This is a genomic window from Roseburia inulinivorans DSM 16841, assembly GCF_000174195.1.
Classification (GTDB): domain Bacteria; phylum Bacillota; class Clostridia; order Lachnospirales; family Lachnospiraceae; genus Roseburia; species Roseburia inulinivorans.
Genome location: NZ_ACFY01000040.1, coordinates 22,865 through 37,814, shown reverse-complemented (window position 1 = coordinate 37,814; position 14,950 = coordinate 22,865). Strand labels below are relative to the sequence as shown.

At 43.8% G+C, this 14,950-nt stretch carries 16 protein-coding genes and 1 pseudogene; 1 reads left to right on the top strand and 16 read right to left on the bottom strand.

Annotated elements, in window-relative coordinates; all coding sequences use genetic code 11:
• Positions 1 to 30 precede the first annotated feature (30 nt).
• The 15 genes and pseudogenes from ROSEINA2194_RS21740 to sigK form a co-directional block, all read right to left on the bottom strand.
• The gene (locus ROSEINA2194_RS21740) at positions 31 to 231 is read right to left on the bottom strand and encodes a hypothetical protein (protein ID WP_007883775.1); all 201 of its coding nucleotides are present in this window, start codon (positions 229 to 231) and stop codon (positions 31 to 33) included.
• Positions 232 to 259: 28 nt separating this feature from the next.
• Positions 260 to 544 carry a flagellar export protein FliJ gene (locus tag ROSEINA2194_RS04150; RefSeq protein WP_007883774.1) on the bottom strand — a complete coding sequence of 95 codons (285 nt, stop codon included), beginning with the start codon at positions 542 to 544 and terminating at the stop codon, positions 260 to 262.
• Positions 541 to 717: a hypothetical protein gene (locus ROSEINA2194_RS21735; RefSeq protein WP_007883773.1), complete on the bottom strand. Its 177-nt coding sequence runs from the start codon at positions 715 to 717 to the stop codon at positions 541 to 543. Before ROSEINA2194_RS21735 ends, ROSEINA2194_RS04150 begins: the two co-directional genes overlap by 4 nt.
• A 13-nt stretch (positions 718 to 730) precedes the next feature.
• Entirely contained in the window at positions 731 to 2,041 is a 1,311-nt protein-coding gene (fliI, locus tag ROSEINA2194_RS04145; RefSeq protein ID WP_007883772.1) for a flagellar protein export ATPase FliI, read from the bottom strand.
• A gap of 12 nt (positions 2,042 to 2,053) precedes the next feature.
• Positions 2,054 to 2,857 carry a FliH/SctL family protein gene (locus ROSEINA2194_RS20135; protein WP_227970674.1) on the bottom strand — a complete coding sequence of 268 codons (804 nt, stop codon included), beginning with the start codon at positions 2,855 to 2,857 and terminating at the stop codon, positions 2,054 to 2,056.
• Positions 2,838 to 3,845: a flagellar motor switch protein FliG gene (gene fliG / locus ROSEINA2194_RS04135; protein WP_007883769.1), complete on the bottom strand. Its 1,008-nt coding sequence runs from the start codon at positions 3,843 to 3,845 to the stop codon at positions 2,838 to 2,840. The genes ROSEINA2194_RS20135 and fliG overlap by 20 nt, the downstream gene beginning before the upstream one ends.
• Positions 3,846 to 3,848: 3 nt before the next feature.
• Positions 3,849 to 5,459 (bottom strand): flagellar basal-body MS-ring/collar protein FliF, encoded by a 1,611-nt coding sequence (gene fliF / locus ROSEINA2194_RS04130; protein ID WP_007883767.1) that lies wholly within the window; start codon positions 5,457 to 5,459, stop codon positions 3,849 to 3,851.
• A gap of 13 nt (positions 5,460 to 5,472) precedes the next feature.
• Positions 5,473 to 5,784 carry a flagellar hook-basal body complex protein FliE gene (gene fliE, locus ROSEINA2194_RS04125; RefSeq protein ID WP_007883765.1) on the bottom strand — a complete coding sequence of 104 codons (312 nt, stop codon included), beginning with the start codon at positions 5,782 to 5,784 and terminating at the stop codon, positions 5,473 to 5,475.
• A gap of 34 nt (positions 5,785 to 5,818) precedes the next feature.
• On the bottom strand, positions 5,819 to 6,259 hold the full coding sequence (gene flgC / locus ROSEINA2194_RS04120) for a flagellar basal body rod protein FlgC (protein WP_007883762.1): 441 nt from the start codon (positions 6,257 to 6,259) through the stop codon (positions 5,819 to 5,821).
• 29 nt (positions 6,260 to 6,288) lie between these two features.
• Positions 6,289 to 6,684: a flagellar basal body rod protein FlgB gene (gene flgB, locus ROSEINA2194_RS04115; protein WP_007883756.1), complete on the bottom strand. Its 396-nt coding sequence runs from the start codon at positions 6,682 to 6,684 to the stop codon at positions 6,289 to 6,291.
• A gap of 242 nt (positions 6,685 to 6,926) precedes the next feature.
• A complete protein-coding gene (gene codY / locus ROSEINA2194_RS23450) occupies positions 6,927 to 7,709 on the bottom strand; it encodes a GTP-sensing pleiotropic transcriptional regulator CodY (protein ID WP_021922656.1) in 783 nt (260 codons plus the stop codon).
• A gap of 99 nt (positions 7,710 to 7,808) precedes the next feature.
• Positions 7,809 to 9,875, bottom strand: a pseudogene (gene topA / locus ROSEINA2194_RS04110) (type I DNA topoisomerase); the annotation flags it as partial.
• An 18-nt stretch (positions 9,876 to 9,893) separates the two neighbouring features.
• Positions 9,894 to 10,973 (bottom strand): DNA-processing protein DprA, encoded by a 1,080-nt coding sequence (gene dprA, locus ROSEINA2194_RS04105; protein WP_007883752.1) that lies wholly within the window; start codon positions 10,971 to 10,973, stop codon positions 9,894 to 9,896.
• Positions 10,970 to 12,496 carry a YifB family Mg chelatase-like AAA ATPase gene (locus ROSEINA2194_RS04100; protein ID WP_044927178.1) on the bottom strand — a complete coding sequence of 509 codons (1,527 nt, stop codon included), beginning with the start codon at positions 12,494 to 12,496 and terminating at the stop codon, positions 10,970 to 10,972. The genes dprA and ROSEINA2194_RS04100 overlap by 4 nt, the downstream gene beginning before the upstream one ends.
• Before the next feature lie 200 nt (positions 12,497 to 12,696).
• Positions 12,697 to 13,314, bottom strand: coding sequence for an RNA polymerase sporulation sigma factor SigK (gene sigK, locus ROSEINA2194_RS04095; protein ID WP_044927176.1), 618 nt, complete (start codon positions 13,312 to 13,314; stop codon positions 12,697 to 12,699).
• Positions 13,315 to 13,436: 122 nt separating this feature from the next.
• Between sigK and ROSEINA2194_RS04090 the strand changes: the two genes are divergently transcribed.
• On the top strand, positions 13,437 to 14,333 hold the full coding sequence (locus ROSEINA2194_RS04090; protein ID WP_007883744.1) for an RluA family pseudouridine synthase: 897 nt from the start codon (positions 13,437 to 13,439) through the stop codon (positions 14,331 to 14,333).
• Here the strand turns inward: ROSEINA2194_RS04090 and ROSEINA2194_RS04085 are convergent.
• Entirely contained in the window at positions 14,328 to 14,942 is a 615-nt protein-coding gene (locus ROSEINA2194_RS04085) for a DUF5662 family protein (RefSeq protein ID WP_007883742.1), read from the bottom strand. The two genes, ROSEINA2194_RS04090 and ROSEINA2194_RS04085, sit on opposite strands and share 6 nt — an antisense overlap.
• Between the last annotated feature and the right edge of the window lie 8 nt (positions 14,943 to 14,950).

Below are 14,950 nucleotides of genomic sequence, written 5' to 3'. Positions count from 1 at the left end.
TAATCAGCATTGCAAAGATGGCAAGCCAGATCAGAATGATAATAATCGTGACAAAGAAAACAAGGATTTTTCCTCCAACGGTTTCCTCATCTCCATCCAGATCATCTGGATTTTTCTGTTTTCTCTTCTTTTTTCCAGCTTTTTTGCCGCCTTTAACTGTTTTTTATCTAAAACTTCATTTTCCTGCTGTAATTCTTCCTGCTGCTTTTGTTCTGCCATAATCTCGTCCATGCCTTTCTCGTATATTGCCCTGTCAAAATTACCGGGTTTCTGTCATCCCCTCATGATAGGTGTAACTTACAAGCTCATCAATTTCTTTATTCTCTGCATATTGCATTTCCTGTTTAAAAACTTCAAACGCCTGCTCTTTCAGTCTCTCATGCGTCTTTCTTTCCATCATGACTTCATTGAGTTTCAACCGGGCAGCCTCTACATTTTTTTCTGCGACATGCACATTCATCATCTGGCTGCGCTGCATCGTTTTCATGGTATCTACTGCCCGCTTGCATTCTTTGATCTTAGGTACATCAATGGTTCCATTCACCAAATTTCTCGCCTCGGCTTTCCATAACCTGCCTTGCGTATCATGATCTGCTGGAGTTTTCCCTGTTCATCCATGAGTTTTGCATTTGCAACTCCATATGCAATCTTCGCCTGGCCTTCCATTTTTCTTTTATATCTAATATGCTTTGCATCCGATATGCAAATTTTTGCCATATCCTATCAACCTCTAATCATTAAAAAGTGCACGCAGCAGATCGATCTCCTGTTCAAACTGGAATTTTTCGTCGGTCTTCTGCATCAGGAAATCATTTACAGCATCGATTTTCTGGATGGCATAATCGATATTCCTGTTAGAACCGCTCTTATAGGCTCCAATATTGATCAGATCTTCTGCCTCATTGTATGTGGCAAGTACATTTTTTAACCTGCCTGCCAGTTCTTTATGTTCCGGCGTTGCAATGGAACTCATAACCCTGGAAATACTCTGTAAAATATCAATGGCCGGATAGTGGTTTTTATGTCCCAGTTTTCTGGACAGCATGATATGACCATCCAAAATGCTTCGGGCTGTATCTGTGATCGGTTCATTAAAATCATCACCATCTACCAGCACCGTATATAATCCGGTGATTGATCCTTTATCTGAAGTTCCTGCACGCTCTAACAGTTTTGGCATCTCCGAATATACACTCGGCGGATATCCTCTGGTTACAGGCGGTTCTCCGGATGCAAGTCCGATCTCGCGCTGTGCCATGGAAAAACGTGTCAGGGAATCCATCATCAGAAGCACATCTTTTCCCTGATCCCTGAAATACTCTGCAATGGATGTCGCCGTCATTGCTGCCTTCTTACGGATCAATGCCGGTTTGTCAGAAGTCGCCACAACGACAATGGAACGTTTCATACCCTCTTCTCCAAGATCCCGTTCCACAAATTCGCGCACCTCACGGCCACGCTCACCGATCAGGGCAATGACATTGATATCTGCCTTTGTATTTCTTGCAAACATACCAAGCAGTGTACTCTTTCCGACACCGGAACCTGCAAAAATTCCGATACGCTGTCCTTTTCCGACTGTGATCAATCCATCGACCGCTTTCACGCCGAGAGGAAGCACCTCACTGATGATCTTTCTTGACATCGGATCCGGAGGCTGTGCATCGACCGGATATTCATACGGTGTTTCTAATTTGTCAATGTCCGTTGGACGTCCAATTCCGTCTAAGGTGTGCCCTAAAAGTTCATTTCCTACAGAAACAGATAAAGGATGCCCCGTATTTTCAACGATACATCCTACTCCTATCCCCTCTACGCTCTCATAAGGCATCAAAAGCAGTCTTTTATCCCTGAAACCCACAACCTCAGCCATTACCACGGTGCCAGCATTTTCATCAATGATAATTCTGCACAAGTCATTCAGTTTTGCATCCGGACCAACGGATTCAATGGTCAATCCAACAATTTTAACAACTTTTCCAAGCCGTTTAAAATATGTATTCTCCGCCAGTCGTAAATACTTGTTATACCTGCTGTCCACTTTCAACCATCCTTATAAGCATAGTGATTTTATATCTTTAATAAGATTTTCGAGCTGCACACCAAGGCTGCAGTCGAATACTCCTGAGTCTGTCTCGATCACACAGGAATTTCCATCCATGGAGGAATCTGCGACAATCTCGATCTCGATCCCGGCTCCCACTCGTTCCAGGATTTCTTCTTTATGATTCTCCAAAAACATTACATTGCTGTTAGCAACCTTGATGCGGAATTTTTTATCTCCCTCGATATTTAAAATTGCATCATCGATGAGATACATCAGAATGTGTTTTTTATGGTCAAACTGTATATGGAATACTTTGTTAAAAACCTCAAGGATCACATCTACCAGATCCTTTTCCATATTTTGTTGTTTCTCCCTGAATTCATTCTGAAGCGTTTCCTGTTTGCTCTGATATTCGTTCTGTAACTCTTCACGCTGCGTTGCCAGTTCACTCTCCAGGCTCTGTCTTCCCTCCTGATATCCGGTATTTTTTGCATTCTCCCGGATATCTTCAGCTTCCTGATTCGCCTGATTTAAAATTGCTTGTGCCTGCGCCTGTGCTTCCGCCAGAATTTTTTCAGCTTCTTTTTTTGCTTCAGCGACATGGTCGATCTCCTCCACATAATCTGTGTCAGGACCGACAATTCCTGCTGAGAAGCCATTCTCATCCGTTGTTTTTTGTTCCCTGCGCTTAAGCTCTGCCATCTTCTCTAAACGTTTTTCTACAATATCATCTGAGTTAATGACACGTTTATTATTCGGCTCGTTGTGCACGAAATATTGTTTGTAAAGATTAGGCAATAATCTCGTCACCTCCGCCTCTTGAAATTACGATCTCACCTGCATCTTCAAGTTTTCGGATCACACTGACAATCTTCTGCTGTGCCTCCTCAACATCCTTCATACGCACAGGTCCCATAAATTCCATATCCTCTTTGATCATGGCTGCAAGACGTTTTGACAGGTTGTTAAAGATCGCATTCTGAACATCTTCGTTTGCACCTTTCAATGCCACGCCAAGATCTGAGTTTTCAACATCACGAAGGACTCGCTGGATAGCTCTGTCATCGAGAAGAAGGATATCCTCAAATACGAACATCTTCTTACGGATTTCATCTGCAAGCTCAGGTTCTTCAATTTCAAGAGATTCCATAATATGCTTCTCTGTAGAACGGTCTACCGTATTTAAGATATTCACGATCGCATCGACACCTCCGACAATCGTGTAATCCTGGTTGACCAGAGAAGAAAGTCTTCTTTCTAACACTCGCTCCACCTCTTTGATCACATCCGGTGATGTACGATCCATCATTGCGATCCTCTTTGCAACATCCGCCTGTTTCTCCGGTGGAAGTGCTCCTAAAACCATCGCCGCCTGCGATGCTGTCAGATAAGATAAAATCATCGCGATCGTCTGTGGATGCTCATCCTGGATAAAGTTCAAAAGCTGACTCGGATCTGTCTTCCGCACGAACTCGAATGGGCGAACCTGTAAGGAAGCAGTCAGCTTGGAGATAACCTCCTGTGCTTTTTCCTGTCCAAGAGCCTTGTCAAGAAGCTCTTTTGCATAACCGATACCACCCTCTGCGATATACTGCTGTGCCAGACACACCTGATAAAACTCATTTAAAATATCTTCTTTTACCTGTGGAGACACGCTTCTTGTATTTGCGATCTCCAGTGTAAGTTCCTCAATCTCTTCTTCTTTCAGATGTTTAAAAATATCTGCGGAACGTTCAGGTCCTAATGTAATCAGCAGGATTGCGGCTTTCTGAACGCCATTGTAATCTGCAGTTGCCATATTCTACTCCCACTCCTCATTCAGCCAGTTTCTAAGTAAGGAAGCTGCCGCTTCCGGATTTTCTTCTACGAATTTTTCTATCAGGACTCTTGTCTCTGATTTTTCATTGAATCCGATATCCTGTAATGTATCTGCAGATTCTTTGGTGGATTCAAGCAGAGACTCCACGGAAAGTTCCGGCTCCGGCTCGACTGCTTTCTCTTTTCTTGTGCTGCGGAATACTACATAACCTAACAGTGCAAAAATCAATACTGCAAGGATGATCTGCAGATAATCCGATATGGTCCGTGTACTTCCTTTGCTGTACTGGAACATCGGCTGATCATATGCAATGATCGTGATATTGCTCACCGGTACGCCTGTTGCATTGGAGATCAGCGTATAAAGATCCTGGTCTACTTCCGCCTTTACAGGTTCACTGTTTGCAACAACATACTCATCAAAGGTCATGTCACCGAGCGTTCCGGAAGCACGCAGTGTATCCTCATCATAGATCACATAGTTCGTTGCGACTGCAGATATGGATGAGCCGTCATAATTAACAGTTCCAACTGCCGGTGTTGTTGTTGTGATCTTCTCGTTATTCTGGTAGTTTGTATTCGTCTCAGACACACTGGAACTTGTGTAATCATTATCTTCCATCACATAAGTCGTATCGTCATCATTGGAATCTGTTCCCGGTGTTGCCGCTGCTCCACCGACTGCATTCGATTCATATTCACTCTTTGAGCCAACCATACCATTGGTCTGTCCATCCGGCGCATAATATTCGTGTGTGGATTCTGTGGTCTGGTCAAAATTCATCGCAAGATTCAGACCGACTTCTACATTGTCAAACAGTGATGATCCTACAAGGACATCTTTCACCTGGCCTTTTACCTGATTTTCGGCTTTGGTCTTTAAAGACAACTGGTTGTTGGCATTTCCTGTCACAGACGTATCATCCTGACCAGAGAAAAGAACATTTGAACTATTATCGAGGATGAGCACATTGGATGTGTCATCATTTCCAACATTTGTTGCAAGATATTTTGCAAGTCCGGCTGCCTGTTCATCATCCATTGTTCCATTGAGTGTCAGGATCGCTGTCACATATGCCTGTTCGCCCTTGGAGAGGATCGTTCCATCTTCGTCCGGCAGATCCAGTGTCACTGCCGCTGCATCTACATTCGATAATGTCTCAAGCTTCTCAGCATAATACTCTTCGAGATATAATTTGTACTTTTTGGTCTTGTCTGCCTCAGTGGAACTGAAACCTCCATCAAACACGTCGCTTAGCTTCGTGCCGCTGGTTGGAATATCATTTGTTCCAAGAACAATGGAAGCATTTGCGTAATCTTTCTCATTTACCTGAAAGGCAAGCCCATCTGCGGAGAGTTCATAAGAAATATTCTCGGAGTCGAGAATGTTCTTGACCTGTCCCGATTCTGCCGTCGTCGCGCAGGTAACTAATGTTACCATTTTCGGTTTGGAAACGACTGCCGCAAGAATTGCAAGAGCCACAAGCACAACTGCCACAATGCTGATCAACAGTGTCTTTTGTTTTGTATTGAATTTTTTCCACCATTCTAGGATTCTGTCTAAAACCTTTTGTACCTGTTCCGGCATTTTCATCTACCCTCGTTCACTAAATTTGCATATTCATAATTTCTTTGTATGCATCGATCATTTTATCTCTCACTGCCACCGTATACTGGATCGCAGTAAGTGCTTTGGTCTGTGCCGTTGACAGATCATGTGTGTTCTCTGACTGTCCCAATGCAAAACGGATCACCTCTGACTGTGCGTTGTTCTGCAGGTTGTTTGTCTCTGAAACCATATTCATCGCAGATGAAAGGACAGAACTGAACGAATCATCGTCTGTCGTGACCAGCCTGTTCTGCTGTGCGATCTGATTCAGATAATCTGAACTGATATTTGTCAATGAACTGATATCCATATGTCATACCACCTTACTTATCTTTTATCTTTACTTATTTTCCAATGGAGAGTCCGCTCTGTGCAATTGATTTTGCAGCCTCGAATGCTGTTGTGTTTGCCTCATACGCACGGGATGCATCAATAAGGTTCGTCATCTCTGTGACCGTATTCACATTCGGATAAGAAACATAACCATTCTCATCCGCATCCGGATTGGACGGATCATACTCCATGATAAAATCAGTCTCTGTGTCCTCTTTGACAGAAGATACTTTCACACCATTTCCGACAAACTTAGATCTGGCATTCTGATAATACCTTGAGAAAGAAGTCACTTCCTTCTCTGCAAAAGTAACTATTTTTCTTCGGTATGGAGTTCCATCTTCTGTTCTTGTCGTATTTACATTTGCAATATTCTCTGCAATGGTATCCATACGGAAACGCTCCGCAGTCATTCCCGAAGCACTGATATCAAACGCCTGAAATAAAGCCATTTTTATCCTCCTGTAATCCTGCTCTTATTTTACTTTAAAACTGCCTGCATTCTCGTAAAATCAGAGGTGATGCTGTTCGTAAGTGCCTGATAACGGATCGTCTCCGATGCCAGTTCCACATTCTCGGTATCCGGATCCACGTTGTTCCGGTCCAGACGGTAAGAATAATTTGATGAGTCTGTATGGGTAGATACATTCAGACCGGAAAGATCCGCATTTAAGGAACGGATTTTCTTGTCCAGCGTTGTGTATTTGGAGTGGCCTAATTCTCTCTGAAGTACAGACTCAAAATCCACTTCCTGTCTCTTATATCCCGGCGTATCTGTGTTCGCAAGATTATTCATAATCGCAGTCTCACGAAGCCAGCTTGCATCCGCCGCTTTATCCAACACATTGATATAGTCAAATGCGTTCGTAGTAATCATGACACATTCCCCTTCCAATTTACATAATTCAACAGTAACCTAGTTTTATTATAAAGAATAAATCCAAAAACACAAGTCTTTTTTTACCATTTTTGACATATCTTGTAGATTTTTGACTTTTAGGCACAATATGGTGTTTTGTTTTTTCAATCTGTGTTCCCGTTTTCCATGACAGATCCTGCTTAATGTGAAAAAAGGACTCTATAGCAAGCTATAAAATCCCTTTTTTCACGTAAATCCCTTTATTTTATGTTATTTTCTTTCTTGATCTGTTCCAGTTCATCAAAGACAACGTCATTCAGAACTTTGATATAGGTTCCCTTCATGCCGGAAGATCTTGATTCGATCACTCCTGCACTCTCAAACTTGCGGAGTGCATTGACGATCACAGATCTTGTGATTCCTACACGGTCTGCGATCTTACTTGCAACAAGAATTCCCTCTTTGCCATCCATCTCCTCAAAAATATGGGTGATGGCTTCCAGTTCTGAAAAAGAAAGCGTGCTGATCGCAGATTTTACGATCTGGACTTTTCTTGTCTCCTCAGCGTTCTCTTCATTTACCGAACGCATCATCTCAAGTCCTACCACGGTTGTCCCATATTCGCTCAAAATAATATCATCAATATCATACGGATCATTCTCCCGGTACACAAACAGTGTTCCGAGCCGCTCTCCAGCAATGTCGATCGGTGTTATGATCGCAGTATATTTCTTAATGTCATTCACAAATCCCAACGTCTCGAGATTGACATTCTCTTTTGTGGACAGGATTCCAAGTAAACGTTCATTCAGCAATGGATCGATAAATCCGCCGACCTCATCCACGATCAGCTCCCGGATCTCTTCCACACCATCCGTCAGACCGGTTCCTAACACTTTTCCCTTTTTACTGATCACAAGAATGTTAGAGTTTAAAATATCCTTAAGCACATCACAGATATCATTAAATACCACTTTTGACGAATTGTTGTTATGCAGCAATTTATTGATTTTTCTTGTTTTATCTAACAATTGAACGCTCATTTGACAGCCTCCCATAAGTTTTTGCTGGTTTTTTATGACATTTTGTATTTTAGCACATTTATTCAGAAAATTCAATATATTCAAATTATTCCTGATTTTTTCTTTCTTCTCTGTCACATAACCGCACTGCTCGTCTGCGCAGACGATTTTGCTGCCTTTCATAACCATGTAGCCGCCGCATTTCGGGCATTTCTCTTCTACCGGACGTGACCAGCTCATAAAGTCGCATTCCGGGTTATTCTCACAGCCGTAATACTTTCTGCCCTTCTTGGTCTTTTTCAGCACAATCTCTTTGCCGCATTTCGGACATTTGACGCCGATTTTTTCCAGATAAGGTTTTGTGTTGCGGCATTCCGGGAATCCAGGGCAGGCAAGGAACTTACCATGCGGTCCATATTTCACAACCATATTTCTGCCACAGACATCGCAGACCACGTCGGTCACTTCATCCTCAATTTTGACCTTCTCAAGATCTTTTTCCGCAGCCTCGACTGCTTTTTCAAGATCCGGATAAAAGTTCTCTATAACCGTTTTCCAGTTAACAGTTCCCTCGCCGACACTGTCGAGCAGGCTCTCCATGTTTGCCGTGAAATGTTCATCCACGATAGACGGGAAAGATTCCTTCATGATCTGATTTACCACTTCGCCGAGTTCTGTCACGTAAATGTTCTTATTTTCCTTTACAATATAGCGTCTTGCAAGAATCGTTGTAATGGTCGGGGAATAGGTACTCGGACGTCCGATTCCAAGTTCCTCTAATGTCTTGACCAGAGACGCCTCTGTATAGTGTGCCGGCGGCTGGGTAAAATGCTGTTTTTCATCAAGCTTTTCCAAAGAAAGCTCCGTACTCTCATCGATCGACTTCAGCAGCACATTATTTTCTGCCTTTTCGTCATCCTCACTGGTGTACACAGACATAAATCCATCAAATGTGATCTTGGATGCCGATACTGTAAACCGGTAATTTCCGGCACCGATCTTCACGTTGGTCGTCTCATATACCGCAGATGCCATACGGCTTGCTGCAAAACGTTTCCAGATCAGCTGATACAGGCGAAACTGATCTCTGGAAAGGGAATCTTTGACCATTGCCGGTGTACGATTGATATCGGATGGACGGATGGCCTCATGTGCATCCTGGATCTTTGCGCCGGACTTTTTGGCAGTTGTCTGTGTTGCAAGATAATTTTCACCGTAATTTTTTCCGATGTACTCATGTGCCTGTGCATCTGCTTCCTCGGAAATGCGGACAGAGTCTGTACGCAGGTAAGTGATGAGACCGACCGTTCCCTGCCCCTTCACATCCACACCTTCATAGAGCTGCTGGGCGATTCTCATCGTCTTTGAGATTGGGAAGTTCAGCGCTTTGGATGCCTCCTGCTGCAGAGTACTGGTCGTAAATGGAAGCGGTGCTTTTTTCACACGCTCGCCCTTTTTTACCTCGATCACTTTAAATGTCTCTTTGGAGATTTCTGCCATCACGCGGTCCATCTCCTCCCTCGAAGAGATATTCATCTTGCTCTCGCTGTCTCCGTAGAACTTTGCAAGTAAAGGCTTTTTCTCACCTGCGATCTTTAATTCTGCGTCAAGTGTCCAGTATTCTTCCGGAATAAAAGCGTTGATCTCCTCCTCGCGGTCACAGATGATGCGAAGTGCAACCGACTGCACACGTCCGGCACTTAAGCCACGTTTTACTTTTGCCCAGAGCAGCGGACTGATCTTATAACCAACCATACGGTCTAAGATACGTCTCGCCTGCTGCGCATTCACAAGGTTCATGTCAATGTCTCTCGGCTGTTTCAAAGACGCTTTCACCGCACTCTGCGTAATCTCATTGAAACTGATTCGGTTGACATCTTTGCCTTCCAGTTTTAATGCCTTGCTAAGATGCCAGGAAATCGCTTCACCCTCACGGTCCGGGTCAGTTGCGAGATACACTTTATCTGCTTTTTTCACTTCTTTGCGAAGATTTGCAAGGATATCTCCTTTTCCTCGGATAGTAATGTACTTCGGTTCAAAATCATGTTCCACATCAACCCCAAGCTGACTCTTTGGGAGATCGCGCACATGTCCGTTTGATGCTGCAACCTCATAATTTTTTCCCAGAAATTTTTTAATTGTCTTCACCTTTGCCGGTGATTCCACGATAACCAGGTACTTAGCCATTCAACTGTCTCCTTACTTTCAGATTTTGCGTATATAATAATTTTTAAAAGATTCCGTGATAAAGTCCTTCTGAATCAGTCTCTGCAGGATATCTGCCATCTGAGGCATTGCAAATCCTGTCTTTTTCAAAAGTTCTTCCATACTTTTCGGTCGTAAACTCAAACAAGCATACACCAAGCTTTCATCTTTTTCAAGTAATAATTTGTTAAAATTTTCTTGAGTTGTGTCATTACACGCATACAATTCAAGATCTTTTACAAAATCTTCTACGCTGTTTATAATGCCCGCCCCCTGCCGGATCAGGTTATTGCAGCCCATGCTTAAGGAATCTGTCACACGCCCCGGAACTGCATAAATATCCTTTCCCTGTTCTAACGCAAAATCTGCCGTAATCAGGGAACCACTCCGCTCTTTTGCCTCCACGATCACGACTACATCAGAGAGGGCTGATATGATCCGGTTTCTTGCAGGAAACAATTGTGCAATCGGCTCAGTCTCCGGCGGATACTCAGAGATAATCCCTCCATGTGAAAGAATATCCTCATATAATTTCTGATTCGTCCGCGGGTAACAGATGTTTACGCCACACCCCAGCACCGCATAGGTGTTTCCTCCCGCTTTTAATGCCCCGATATGTCCGTAAGCATCAATTCCTCTTGCCATGCCGCTTAAAACCTCTGCCCCGCAAAACGCCAGTTTTTCACCGATCTGTTCTGCCATTTTCTTTCCGTATTCCGAGCACATTCTCGCCCCGACGACCGCCACTCTTCTTTTTGAGAAATCAGGCATTTTCCCTTTGATGTATAAACTGTATGGTGCATCCACGATATTCCTGAGCTGCTTAGGATATGACTCCATCTCGCAGGATAAAAAAGAGATCCCGCTTTCTCCCAGCGCAGCATATTTTTCTTCCAGATTCCAGTTTTTCTTCCGATCAGTGATCGCATGCACCTGGCGGTCAGACAGCCCGGAGAGCTTTTCTAACTGCTCTTTTTTCAGAAAATAAATTTCTTCCGCAGAACCTGCCTGTCCCAAAAGGCGGTGGATCGTCTTACAGCCGACTCCCGGAATATTTGAAAGCCAGTACTGATATTTCATAACGAATCCCTCCAGAATCTTTTATCAATATTGCGATAGCAGACTGCCTCATTCAAATGCGCATCCAGAATGTTTTCAGTGCCGTCCATATCTGCCAGTGTCCGCGCAACCTTTAAGATTTTATGATAAGACCGGGCAGTCAGATTTAACTGTTTGTAAATTTTCTTCATATATTTTCCCTGATCTTTCGACAGAGCACAGTATTCTGCAATCCGTGCAGCCGGAATCTGGCTGTTAAACTGAAAATCTTCTTTCTGATAACGTTTTTTCTGGATCGCATGCACTTCAATCACACGTTCCCGGATTGTATCGGAACATTCCTCTTTTTTCGTTCCGTTCAGCTCTTCAAATTTAATCTGCGGAGTCTCCACACAGATGTCAATGCGGTCTAAGAGCGGCTGACTGATACGGTTGATATAGCGTTCAATGGAAGCAGCCGTGCATCTGCATTTCTGCATATCGGGATAATAACCGCATTTGCAGGGATTCATGGCAGCCACAAGGATAAAATCAGCCGGATATTCATACGTGCCGTTCACGCGCACTAAACGCACTTCCTTTTCCTCCATCGGCTGTCTTAAGATCTCAATAGTATTTTGCTTAAATTCCGGCAATTCATCCAAAAATAAAACGCCCTTGTGTGCCAGAGAGATTTCTCCCGGCTTTGGGATCAGTCCACCACCCACTAATCCCTGCGTCGTGATCGTATGATGTGGACAACGGAACGGACGTTCCTCCATTAATTGTTCCCGTAATTGAAACTGTCCGGATACACTGTAAATTTTCGAAAGTTCCATCTGCTCTTTTTCATCAAGCGGCGGAAGGATCGTCGGTATCCGCATTGCCGTCATGGTCTTACCTGCACCGGGTGGTCCTATCATCAGCAGATTGTGCATACCGCTCACTGCCACCTCACAGGCTCTCTTTACAAAATGCTGTCCCTGGATATCCGAAAAATCCAGCATCCGGATCGTTTTTGCCACTGCTTTTCCTATTTCTTTTTCAATGTATGTGCCCCCGTTTAAAATATGTATCATTTCTGCAATACTCTGCACCGCAAAAATTTCTATCTCTTTTACAAGCTGCGCCTCTGTATGATTCTCCGCCGGTACGATACAGCGTGTGACGCCGCGTTCCTTTGCCTCTGCCACCATAGGCAGTATTCCATTGACGGGCTTTACCTCCCCGCTCAAGCTGATCTCACCCACGACCATCGTGTCCTTTAACGCTTCCTCCGGCACAATGCCAATGGCACAAAGCACTGCGGCAACAACCGGAAGGTCGAAGCCTGATCCGGTCTTTCTGATATTGGCAGGGATAAAATTGATCGTGATACGTTTTGGCGGCAGAATATACCCTGTATTTTTCAGTGCTGTGCGCACACGCTCTTTGGATTCTTTTACCTCAGGCGAAAGTGACCCGACCATCTCAAAAAGCGGCATGCCATCTGAGACATCCGCCTCCACATAGACCGGGATGCTCTTGATCCCCTGGATGATCGAGGTTGTTACTAAACTATACAAATACCCTTCCTTTCCCTCGTTTTCTGCATCAAAAATAAATGTATTCGAAAATACTCTGTGGATACCGCAGGGAATCCTGCAATGATTCTGATAAAAAAAGATTCCGACATCCGGCAGAAGCCCTCATACATCTGCCAGATGCAGTTTTAGTATAGCACATTTTCCAGATTTTACAATATTTCTTCTATATTATAATACACCTAAAATGCCTGCCTGAGTTTTTCGATCGCCCTCTTTTCGATCCTCGAAACATAGGATCTGGAAATCCCAAGTTTTCTTGCGATCTCCCTCTGTGTCATTGTCTTTTTCCCATAGAGTCCGTAACGGTTTATGATAATAAACAATTCCCTTCCGGACAATGTCTGCGGAATAATTTCATTCAGCCGTCTGACTTTGCGATCCTGTTCCAGCAATTCCACAACATCCTCGTCCTCGCTGACCACAACATCCAAAAGCTGGATCTGGTTCCCCTCTTTATCAGTTCCAATCGGCTCATACAGGGAAACTTCTTTCGACGTTTTCTTTTTTGCCCGGAAATGCATTAATAGTTCATTGTCAATACACCTTGCCGCATAGGTCGCAAGCCTGCTCCCATAATCCTCTTTGTATGTTTCCACTGCCTTGATCAGTCCAATGGTTCCGATGGAAATCAGATCCTCCATCTCATCCTCCGGGTTCTGGTATTTTTTTGCCACATGGGCAACCAGCCGCATATTGCGCTCGATCAGCTCGTTTCTCGCCTCAAGGTCACCATTTTTCATTTTCTTCAGACATTCGCTTTCCTGTTCCATCGTCAACGGAGATAAAAATGTTTTCAAAACGCACCTTAAAAGCTTTCTTGATACATCTTATGTTTAGGGCAAGTTCTCCGTGCTTTTCCTCTTTTAATTTTTCATGCTTTTCGCTATAATCGTTTTATGGTCTTAGGAAAGGAACGATTATGACACGTGATTTAGAATATAACATAACCGCACAGGACAATGGTGTGACCATCTCTGACTATCTGAAAAAGCAGGGTTTTTCCCATGCCGTGACCGTGCAGTTGAAAAAGATTCCGGAAAGTATTCTTTTAAATGGCAAATGGGAATATATGAGTACCAGGCTTAACGACGGGGATTGTCTTTTTATCCATTTTGAGGAAACGGAAGGCTCTGAAAATATTGTTGCCACCAATCTCCCTCTCTCCATCTGTTATGAAGATGAGGACATTTTAGTGGTAAACAAACCAGCCGATATGCCAATCCATCCTTCCATGAACAATTATGACAACACACTCGCCAACGCTGTCTGCCATTATTACCAGACACAGGGCATTCCTTATACGTTCCGCTGTGTCAACCGCTTAGACCGGGACACCACCGGGCTCACCATCCTTGCCAAACATCTCATCAGTTCCGCAATATTAAACAGCGAGGTGTCAGTCCGGGGCATAAGCAGGGAATATCTTGCCATTGTGAAAGGTTTCACAGAGGATGAGGGGACGGTCAACGCTCCGATCGGGCGGAAAGAAGGTTCCACGATAGAACGGCAGATCGATGTGCTTCACGGCGAAACTGCCATCACGCATTATAAAAGACTTGCCTATCAAGACGGTCTTTCCCTGATCTCCCTGAAATTAGAGACCGGACGTACCCATCAGATCCGCGTCCATATGAAATCCATCGGGCATCCATTGATCGGTGATTTTTTATACAATCCTGATTTTACAAAGATAAACAGACAGGCTCTGCACTCTTACCGGCTTCGTTTCACCCACCCGGTCACAAAGAAACCGCTGGTGTTCACTGCTCCTTTGCCGGAAGATATGCAGGCTCTTTTTCCTGAAATGATATTATGATTCTTTTTCTAACTGTTCTTTCAATTGCAGTAACGGTTCTTTCTCATACGGGATTTTATGGGAGAGAACCTCTTCACGGATAAAGCGGTTCGTTGCTTTTTCACCTTTTATCGCTAGCATTTCCAACAGAAGTTCTAACAATGCCCTCGTATCATCATGGAGCACATGAAATTGCCGTCCGTTCATATAATATGCTAAAGCACTGTCGTCCCGGTACTTTTCTTTCTGATAGTTCTTCGATGCCGCTACGCGGTCTATATACATTTCCACCACATAATTGACTGGCATCTTCATGCCACAGAGACCTTTGTGTTCCCCTTTATGCGGTCCTTCTTTATCCGGTATTCCATAATCAATCCAGTACTCTAAATGGTGTTTGTTCCTGCCCTTGTGATGCAGCCATGCGGAAGAATAACCAACCGCCTCACGCTCTGCATTGTTCGGGCTCATATTGCCCTGATAGTATTTACATCCTACGATAAACTCGGTCGGACTGTATTTTGAAAGATCGTGAAGCAGTCCCTGCCTGATCAGTCCAACCTGAAAGCACCCTCTCATCACAAGTATTTTATGATGGTTGATCGTGCAAAAATGTTTCCAAATATTCATTTCCCTGA